Below are 9,165 nucleotides of genomic sequence, written 5' to 3'. Positions count from 1 at the left end.
GTCGGGGCCAGGGGCTGGCGGGCGACGCCGTCGGAATCAGTAACGCCCTGGAGCGTCACATTACCGTCGACGAACACACCGCCGTTGGCGAAGTAGAGGACATCCTTGACGCCAGTGGCAGCCGCAGCCGCCGCCTCCCCGCTTGTGTCCTGAGTAGTCTCCGCCGCGATAGCAGCAACCGGCGTAGAGCCAAGCACCATACTCAAGCTCAAACCGGCTGTGATAGCAGCGTTAAGCTTCCTATTCATGTGGTCGTCCTTTCCCGACTTGCTTCTCCGCGACCACTTCGCGAAAGAAGACATCTGAATTGCATGGTTAATTCAAGCCGAGAAAAAACTCAAAAGGTTGCGCAACCAAGCTATATCTAAGGTTTGAGACTTTTTTGCAAAAAAGTTTGCAAAAAGCTATTGCACCACTCGAACACTGGGGCAAAGATCTGCCAGCGGGCACTCGTCGCACTTGGGTTTGCGGGCATCGCAGATCTCGCGGCCAAAGGTGATCCACTGGTGGTTGACCGACTCCCAATACTCGTGCGGCAAGATCTTGAGCAGATCCTGCTCGGTCTTGAGCGGCTCTTTGGCGTGCGTCTTGGGACTCAGCATCAGACGGTGCGCGATGCGGTTGACGTGCGTATCGACCGCGATACCCTCGACAATGCCAAACCCCACGTTGAGCACGATGTTCGCCGTCTTGCGCCCAACGCCCGGCAGCTTGACAAGCTCCTTCATGTCGGCCGGCACCTCGCCGCCGTAATCGGCGACAATCATCTGTGCGGCCTCCACGGCGTGCTTGGCCTTGCTCTTATAGAAGCCGAGCGACTTAATGGTATCTGCCACATCGGCAACGCTCGCCCCCGCCATGGCCTCGGGCGTGGGCCACTGGGCAAACAGCTTCGGCGTCACCTTGTTGACCTGCGCGTCGGTCGTCTGCGCCGAGAGCAACACCGCTATGAGCAGCCTATAGGGATTCTCGTGGTCCAAAAAGCACTCAACCGGGCCATAGCGACGGTTAAGGCGCTCGCACACCTCAACGGCGCGCTCGCGCTTGGCGGCATTGGTCTCGCGTGGCATAACGACTCCTCGGATTGGCGGCATAACTTACCTATGGGCACGATTGTCCCACGTATGGGGTCTTTACGCCTCCAAAAATGCGCCGGTCTGGCGGCCCCACAAGCTTGCGTACTCGCCGCCTGCCTCGACAAGCTGCGCATGCGTACCGTCCTCGACAATCTCGCCGTCCGCCAGCACCACGATGCGGTCGAGCGCCGCCACGGTGGACAGGCGATGTGCCACCACAATAGAGGTGCGGCCGCGCATCAGGTTCTCAAGCGCCTCCTGCACCAGCGCCTCGGACTCACTGTCCAGGGCAGAGGTCGCCTCGTCGAGCACCAGAATCGGCGCGTCGGTGAGGATGGCACGGGCGATGGCCACGCGCTGGCGTTGGCCGCCCGAAAGCTTAACGCCGCGCTCGCCCACCATGGTGTCAAAGCCCCGGGGCAGGCGGTCGATAAACTCCAGGGCATTGGCCAAGCGGGCCGCCTCGCGAATCTGTTCGTCGGTGGCATCGGGGCGGCCGTAGGCGATGTTCTCGCGAATGGAGCGGTGAAACAGCAGCGCCTCCTGTGGCACGTAGGCAACCTGGCGACGCAGGCTCTGCTGCGTGCAGCGCGAGACATCCTGACCGTCCACGAGTACGCGACCGCCCTGTACGTCGTCCAGGCGCAGCAGCAACTTGGTGAGCGTCGTCTTGCCCGAGCCCGATTTGCCCACCAGGCCCACGCGCTGACCCGCCGCCACATGGAGCGTCAGGTCGTCGAACACGCTCTCGCCCGCCGCGGCGTCACGGTATGCAAAGCTCAGGTGCTCAAAATCAATCGCGCCCTCGCCCACCTTGAGCTCGGGAGCGTTCTCGTCGTCTGCCACCAGACGCGGCTCGTCCAGCACGCGCGTCATCTCGGCCGCATCGCCGAGCGCGCGATTGATGCGCTGCATCATGGAGCTTACGTAGTTCAGACGCATGGTGAGGTTGTACGTATAGGTAAAGATCATGACAAGCGCGCCGGCCGAGATGCCAAACCACGCGTTGCCGCCCGCCACAAACACACTCACCACGGCCATGGTGATGACGATAAGGCCCGAGGTCGTAAAGTTGCGCTGCATCATGGCGTGCATCGAAACCGTCTCGGCGTCGCGCGCGGCGCGGTCGGCGCTATCGAACAGGTCGCGCTCAAAGTCTTCGCGCCCACAGGTCTTGACGGCCAGGATGTTCGTGACCGCGTCGGACAGCACGCCCGACAGCTTGTTCTGCGCGGCGGACGTCGCGGCCGAAAGCGGCATGATGCGCTTATACATAAGCCAGACAAACGCGATGTAGACGACCATAATGCCTACCAGGATCACGGTAAACGTCGGCACCACCGGAGCGAGCGCCGCCACCGTGCAGACAACCGAGGTGATAGTGGGGATGAGCGAATACACCGTCACGTCCACCAGCCCCGTGTAGCCGCCCATAAAACGGCTCGTCTGGCTCACAAGCGATCCGCCAAAACGGCTGGTGTGGAATGTCATGGATTGATTGGAGAGCGTGTCGAAGCACAGGCGCGCCAAGTGATAGTTACCCGCAATCTCGAGCTTGTAGACGGTGTAGTCCTGCAGCTTGGAGAGGACCTGGCCCACTAGGTTAACGAGCACAAGCGCCAGAATGTAGGGGCCAAAGACCTCAAACACCCGGTCGCCCGCCACGGGGCCGGCCTGGACGCGGTCGACGATAAGCGCCATCACGTAGGTGTTGGCAAACGTGAGCAAAAAGATGTAGCCCGCCGACGAGAGCACCGAGAGAAAGACGATCAGCGGCTGCGTGCGCGTGACGTCCCAAAAACGCTGTAGCGTGCGGCGCACGGTTGAGCGTTTGAGCGGACTGGTGCTTCTCTGTGACATGGGCTTCCTTTCACATCTGGCGGGGCTAAACGTCATTGTTGCATACTAAAGCGCACTTCAGGCAAGCACGATGCGAAAAGCAGCGGGGTGCCCGCGTTTGCGCCGGCGCCCCACCGTCTTGTTGTAATTATTCCTCGTCTTCTTGGTCTGTGAGAAGGCCCGCGGGCGTGAGTCCCAAGATCTCATCAGCTTGGTCGGCGTCTTCCAGCGCGTCGATGTCCTTGAGCTTGTGCTCCATGACGTTGGTGCGCGTGGTGATGATGCCCTCGACCGTCTTTCCCGCGGTCTCGATTTGCTGCTGGGCGCGGCGCAGCGCCGCCTGATAGCGCGGCAGCTCGGCCTTGACGGCAGAAAGCACGCGCAGCACGTCATCGGTGCGTTTTTGCAGCCTAAACGTTTGGTAGCTCATCTGCAGGCTGTTGAGGATAGCCGCCATGGTGCTGGGACCGGCAACGTTGACGTGATAGTCGCGGCCCAGGGTCTCGATAAGTCCCGGACGACTGACAACCTCGGCGTACAGCCCCTCAAACGGCACGAACATAATGCCAAAGTTGGTCGTTGCCGGCACACTCAGGTACTTTTCGCAGATGTCCTTGGCCTCGCGCTTGACCATGGCGTCGAGCGTCTTACGCGCAGCGGCGACGGCCTCAGCGTCACCCGACTCCTGGGCGTCGAGCAGATGCTCATATGCGTCACCCGGGAATTTGGAGTCGATCGGCAGCAGCACGGGATCGTCCTCGTCTACTGGCAGCTTGACGGCAAACTCAACGCGCTCCGAGGCGCCGGGCTTGGTGGCGACGTTTTCCAGATACTGGTCGGGCGTGAGGATGTCCGCCAGGATTGCACCCAGCTGCACCTCGCCCAAAATGCCACGCGCCTTTACGTTGCCCAGCACGCGCTTAAGGTCGCCCACGCCGGTGGCGATGGACTGCATGTCGCCCAGGCCCTTGTACACGGCCTCGAGCTGGTCGCTCACCTGCTTAAACGATGCCGACAGGCGATCGTTGAGCGTGCGGGAGAGCTTCTCGTCCACCGTCGCGCGCATCTGATCGAGTTGCACGTTGTTGTCTTTGCGGATAGCACCCAGCTGGACATCGACCGTCTCGCGCACCTTGTCCAGGCGGTGCTCGATGCCCTCGCGGTTGGCACCGAGTTGTTGGGCCGTCTCGCGGCGCAGGTCATCCATCCGGTCACCAGCTTGCGAAAACTCGCGTGCGATGTTCAGGTAACGTTGCTGCTCCACGGCCGCATCTGTCGTCTGCTGCTGCGCGATGGCATTGGCCGTGCGGCGGGTTTCTGCCAGCGCGACGTTCAGGGCATCGAGCGCGTTGTTGGCCTGCTCGAGTGCCGCCAGCGCCTCCGCACCGCCATCGCTGCGCTCTCGCAGCTCGGCGCGAAGGCCCTTGAGCTGAAGGGCGCAAGCCACAGCCACTCCTACCGCTACCAAGGCGATCACGACCAGCACAATATCAACAGCAGACATAGACTCCGCCCAACAAACCCAATCGATCATCAAACAAAACCGCGATCAATCTTACCCCGCCACACGCACCGGGCGCCCGGCCCCTTCTTGGGCGCCCCTCTCCTCCGCATATTCCATAATGCGGCGCGCCGTCTCCCTGCTCACCTTTGAGTCATCGCCGGCTAAGTATGCGTACACGTTTCCCTTATTCAGATTCAAATCGCGGCAGAGACCGTAGCGCGTTACGCCCGATTCCTCTAGCGCTCCCAACGTTCTTTTTCGCATCAGAGCGTTGATCCTTCTGTCCGCCACTGGCTTTTCCTTCACCGCTCTATACGCACGCCAAACGTTGGCATAACGATTAGGGAGTTTGTCCTCGGCGCATAGAGATGCCAGGCTACCCGTTTGGGCGTACAAGGACAAAACGCCTCGGTAACCCTCTTCCATCCACGAACCCTCGGATAAGCCCAGAACGTATTCGGCTTTACCCTGCGCCAAAGCGAGCAAAAACAGGGGCTCCGCCACGCGCGGCGCAACCGTCGTCGCCTGCTTAACCAATTTTCTAAAACTGAGCGACTGCTGTCCGGATAGCTCTCGGCAATAGCCTTTTAAGAATCCCTCAAAGGTCAGATTCAACCGAGCACCTCCTTTTTGTATTGCCTGTATGCGCAGACCATCTCTTGATAACTCCGCTCCGAAGGCGACGACGCCAGCGCCTCGCCCTCGTCGAATATAAGCCGTTCGAGCAGTCCCCAATCAAGTCGGTCGACGAATGCCTGGCTATGAAGATCGACGATGTCGTTCGGACGGTAGGCATAGAGCTTCATTACCGCTAGGTCTTCCAAGGATGGCGTAAAGTACCTGATAAAACGCGCCCCAATATCCAAGGGAATCAAACGATCTTCGTAATTGAATGGCATCTGATTACAATATGCCGCCGCCATACCATTCACCTCGGAATATCGAGCTATGATCTCGCGGAGGCACCTGTCTGCCTCAAACACATCAATGTCATGTGTAACCGACCGATTCGTCACATCGTTAAGCATGAAGGCGCTCCCTCCCACCAATACAACGCTCGGTCTATCGTCTCTTGGACCTATTTCCAGCTCCGCCTCTTCGTCAATACCCAAAAGAGTCTGCTCTAAATCCTGCTTATGCATAGCAAATCCTATTATTAATTATCATCAATAATACTATTCAGTCGCACGACAGGACCCACAGGATGCAAGAATTCTACTCGTGGCGATAATCCCTGCACCCTAGAAGTCCTAATGTGACAAACGCTAACTCTCCCAGCCGGCGCGGATGGTTGTTACGACATCGCCCAGGCGCTGGCCGAGAGCTGTTAAATGTTGGAGCACTTCGCTGGGCGAGGCGCCGTTGAGAATGCACGTGAGGGCATATGAGGCCAAGAAGATTGCCGCGAGTCCCAACGGGATCAGCACGATCATCGCCAGCGTACGCAGGCGCTGGGCCCAGCGACGGCGACGCGCACGACGCTTGTCGAACGCAAGCTCCTGCGCATATGAATCTTGCTGTACGGAATAGGCTCCTGGGTCCACCTCACCCGCAGGCGATACCGCGGGCGCGGCGTTTTGCGCAGGAGGCTGGACGGCTGCCCCTTGCATTTGCATCTCCATAAGCCGCTGCTGTTGGCGCAGCATGCGCTCGGCTTGTTGCTGCGGGGTCTCAAGAAACAGATCCATGTTGGCCTCCTCAATAGGAGCATTCGATGCTTGCGCCCAGCATCCCGCACCATCGCGGCCGCGGCAATGAAATCCGCGGCAATAGCCGCAAAGATTCTTTTGTCAGAAAACTGTCGAAAAGTTCAACAACTCCCCTACCAGCACTTTCTTTGAGCTTTTTTCGCCAGCAATCTTTTGCCCTCTCGCCCTTGCGCCATCCGACCAAAACCTAACCAAAAGCTTGACGGAAATTGTGAAGACAGGGACCCCAAACAAAACGTGCCGCCCCAAAAGGGGCGGCACACAAACTTCTTATCAGCTTTTCTGTAGCGAGCACGCGACGGCCCGAAGCCGGAGCGCAGCCAGCGCCACGCGCTAGTAGTTCACCACCTGCTCCTCAAAGTACGCCTTGGGATGGTTGCAAACCGGGCACACCTCGGGCGCCTTGGCACCAACATGCAGGTGCCCGCAGTTCAGGCACTTCCACACCTTTACGCCCTCGCGCTCAAACACCTCGCCCGATTCAATGCGCTCGACGAGCTTGTTATAGCGCTCCTCGTGAGCCTTCTCGACAGCGCCAACGCCACGGAACTTCGCGGCGATCTCGGCAAAACCCTCCTCTTCGGCGGTCTTGGCGAACTCATCATACATCGTGGTCCACTCGTAGTTCTCGCCCGCAGCGGCATCGCGCAGGTTGTCCAGCGTATCCGGAACAGCACCGTCGTGCAGGTACTTAAACCACAGCTTGGCATGCTCGGACTCGTTGCCCGCCGTCTCTGCAAAGATATTCGAAATCTGAACGTAGCCGTCCTTTTTGGCCTTGGATGCATAGTAACGATACTTGGTGTGCGCCTGGGACTCACCGGCAAAAGCGGTCTCGAGGTTCTTCTTGGTTTGAGAATTCTCAAAATCCATAGGTGTACTTCCCTTCAATACGCGCCGCCCATAGACTTTGAGCGGCATTGCCTTTAGGATACCCTCATGCCGAGAATCTAAACCTTACTATCCTGTTCTGCAAATTCGCGTCATCACACACTCAGCCAGCGCTCGCCTTCGGCACGACAAAAGCCTTCGCGCTCCAGGTCGGCAAGAATGCCCGCAATAAAATCGCAACCAACCGGTTCGCGACCCGCTGCGGCCTCCATCTTGTTAACGCCTGCAACAGCTTCAACAAGCGTTATGCCCGCCGGCTGTCCGTCGCGAGCTGCAAGCAGCATGCGCACGATATGGGCACGCTTTTGCCGACGCGAGCCCTCAAATTTGGACTGGCGGCTATAGCCCGCCGAGCGCCTAGACGGATTGGGCAGCGTCTTTTTGAGATACGCGCCGTAATCCAGCAGCGCGTAATACCACGCGCGCGGCGTATCGGCATCGTCGAGCGGCACGGCAAAGGGAGCGACCTCATCCGCCGCCGCACCGGGCGCCGCCGGGCAGGCCGCCTGGATCAACGGCACCAGCTCGCGATCGGGAACAGACGGAACGTCAGGAAAAAAGTGATGCAGAAAGACCGTGCGCACATTGGTCTCCAGGTACACTCCCGGAAGATCAAACGCAAACGACCGAATGCCCTGCGCCGTTGCGGGCCCAATACCGGGCAGCGCGACCAGGTCGCATGTATCACGCGGAAACTCCCCATCCCAGTCCTCCACGAGTCGCTGCGCGGCCTTATGGAGCGCCAAAGCACGGCGGTTGTAGCCCATGCCCTGCCAAGCGTCCAAAACATCAGAAGGAGCGGCCTGGGCGAGAGAATGCACGGTCGGAAAGCGGTCGAGCCATGCCGGCATGCGCGTCTCTACGCGTGGAACCTGCGTCTGCTGCAGCATGACCTCGGAAAGCCAGATGATGTACGGGTCGCGTGTGCGGCGCCACGGAAGGTCGCGATAACGCAGAACCCCTTCCGAACGAATCATCGAACGAAAGGGGTCCTGAATCATAGCTATGCTCCTTATGCGGCGCTACTCCTCCCGGCAAGCACACGCGCAAACGGCATACTCGGGAAAGGCGTCGCGGTCGGCGAACTTGGGATCGACGGCGGGGAACTGGCGGCGAGCGACGACATCGTCCAGCGAAACGGAATCGAGGTAGTCACGCATCAGCGCCTGGGCCCCAGCCCACAGGGGATGATAGCAGCACGTGCCCCTGCGTGCACAGTCGCCATCGAGTGCCGTGCAATCATTCATAACCATAGGGCCCTGAACGGCCTCGACGACCTGACGGATAGTGACCTCGCTCGGGTTGACCTTAAGACGCATACCGCCGTGGACGCCACGCAGGCTCTCCACAATACCGGCCTGAACCAAACCGTGTTGGATCGAACGGGCAAACGAATACGGAACATTGACCTCTTCGGCAGCAGTGCGAACAGAAAGCAACCGCTCCGGCTCCTCGGCAAGCATCGCAAGCATGCGGAGGGCATAATCAGTCTTCCTCGATATGTCCATGTTTCCCCTTTCAAGGAATACGAACAGCTCGAACGGGCTCCGGGGCCGAGCTTACGTCGAGACGCTAAATAACCGCCGGGACAACCAAATAGTGAATTAGATGTCCGCTGAAGGTCGAATCCAAAGCAAATTGCATCAGATTAGGCCTGCAGTGGAATTTAGTATAACCTAACCCCCTGTTTCATTGAACGAGTGTTGCGCAACAAACCCCCCTTGTTTAAACCGATATACTTAATTCTTTTCCGCATCTCGGAAGCAAGGAGCAGAATGAAAGGGACGGCCGAGCGGTTGTCCTATTAAACGCAAAAAGCCACGTCCGAAGACGTGGCTTTAATTGCGTTGGCGGGAAGTACGGGGCTCGAACCCGCGACCTCCGACGTGACAGGCCGGCGCTCTAACCAAACTGAGCTAACTCCCCAGGCAGTCGTTCGCGTTTGTTTCCGCTCGCGTGCGCTGCGGGGATTAGTATACACAGAAGTCTGTTCGCCGCGCAACAACTTTTTTGAAAATATTTTTTGGGTCCCTCCGGGAGGGTCTCCGGGGCCGGCTGGCGCGGGTTAAGTTTGTCGCGAGTTCCGCACGCAAAGGAAAGCACTTAATGTGCTTTCCGTCTTGCGCAGGACTGTAGAGCAGCAAAC

Annotated in this window: 11 protein-coding genes and 1 tRNA gene; 1 reads left to right on the top strand and 11 read right to left on the bottom strand. The window is 59.1% G+C overall.

The features are described 5' to 3' along the window. From ACTQ1E_RS08530 to ACTQ1E_RS08500, 7 genes are all read right to left on the bottom strand, one after another. The coding region (locus tag ACTQ1E_RS08530; RefSeq protein WP_441565843.1) for a hypothetical protein at positions 1–248 on the bottom strand (248 nt) is incomplete at its 3' end. 156 nt (positions 249–404) lie between these two features. After that, positions 405–1,070: an endonuclease III gene (nth, locus tag ACTQ1E_RS08525; RefSeq protein WP_441031770.1), complete on the bottom strand. Its 666-nt coding sequence runs from the start codon at positions 1,068–1,070 to the stop codon at positions 405–407. 63 nt (positions 1,071–1,133) lie between these two features. Next, positions 1,134–2,936: an ABC transporter ATP-binding protein gene (locus ACTQ1E_RS08520; RefSeq protein ID WP_441565841.1), complete on the bottom strand. Its 1,803-nt coding sequence runs from the start codon at positions 2,934–2,936 to the stop codon at positions 1,134–1,136. A gap of 127 nt (positions 2,937–3,063) precedes the next feature. Continuing rightward, positions 3,064–4,419, bottom strand: coding sequence for a DNA recombination protein RmuC (locus tag ACTQ1E_RS08515; RefSeq protein WP_441565839.1), 1,356 nt, complete (start codon positions 4,417–4,419; stop codon positions 3,064–3,066). Positions 4,420–4,470: 51 nt separating this feature from the next. Continuing rightward, on the bottom strand, positions 4,471–5,034 hold the full coding sequence (locus ACTQ1E_RS08510) for a hypothetical protein (RefSeq protein WP_390448572.1): 564 nt from the start codon (positions 5,032–5,034) through the stop codon (positions 4,471–4,473). Then, a complete protein-coding gene (locus ACTQ1E_RS08505; protein ID WP_427728910.1) occupies positions 5,031–5,561 on the bottom strand; it encodes a DUF6036 family nucleotidyltransferase in 531 nt (176 codons plus the stop codon). The genes ACTQ1E_RS08510 and ACTQ1E_RS08505 overlap by 4 nt, the downstream gene beginning before the upstream one ends. 123 nt (positions 5,562–5,684) lie before the next feature. Further along, a complete protein-coding gene (locus tag ACTQ1E_RS08500; protein ID WP_441015560.1) occupies positions 5,685–6,107 on the bottom strand; it encodes a hypothetical protein in 423 nt (140 codons plus the stop codon). A 26-nt stretch (positions 6,108–6,133) separates the two neighbouring features. Here ACTQ1E_RS08500 and ACTQ1E_RS08495 point away from each other — a divergent pair, with 26 nt between their 5' ends. Then, the gene (locus ACTQ1E_RS08495; protein ID WP_154518490.1) at positions 6,134–6,319 is read left to right on the top strand and encodes a hypothetical protein; all 186 of its coding nucleotides are present in this window, start codon (positions 6,134–6,136) and stop codon (positions 6,317–6,319) included. A 142-nt stretch (positions 6,320–6,461) separates the two neighbouring features. Here the strand turns inward: ACTQ1E_RS08495 and rbr are convergent, their stop codons facing one another. From rbr to ACTQ1E_RS08475, 4 genes are all read right to left on the bottom strand, one after another. Then, complete coding sequence (gene rbr / locus ACTQ1E_RS08490) at positions 6,462–7,001, bottom strand: rubrerythrin (protein ID WP_154518486.1); 540 nt, start codon at positions 6,999–7,001, stop codon at positions 6,462–6,464. A 113-nt stretch (positions 7,002–7,114) separates the two neighbouring features. Then, entirely contained in the window at positions 7,115–8,020 is a 906-nt protein-coding gene (locus ACTQ1E_RS08485) for an adenine glycosylase (protein ID WP_441565837.1), read from the bottom strand. A gap of 21 nt (positions 8,021–8,041) precedes the next feature. Further along, a complete protein-coding gene (locus ACTQ1E_RS08480; RefSeq protein WP_154518481.1) occupies positions 8,042–8,527 on the bottom strand; it encodes an RrF2 family transcriptional regulator in 486 nt (161 codons plus the stop codon). Between the two features lie 340 nt (positions 8,528–8,867). Then, a tRNA-Asp gene (locus ACTQ1E_RS08475) sits at positions 8,868–8,945 on the bottom strand. Between the last annotated feature and the right edge of the window lie 220 nt (positions 8,946–9,165).

It is taken from the genome of Collinsella sp. LCP21S3_C7, assembly GCF_052118485.1.
Lineage (GTDB): Bacteria > Actinomycetota > Coriobacteriia > Coriobacteriales > Coriobacteriaceae > Collinsella.
This window is presented reverse-complemented; position numbering and strand designations above follow the sequence as displayed.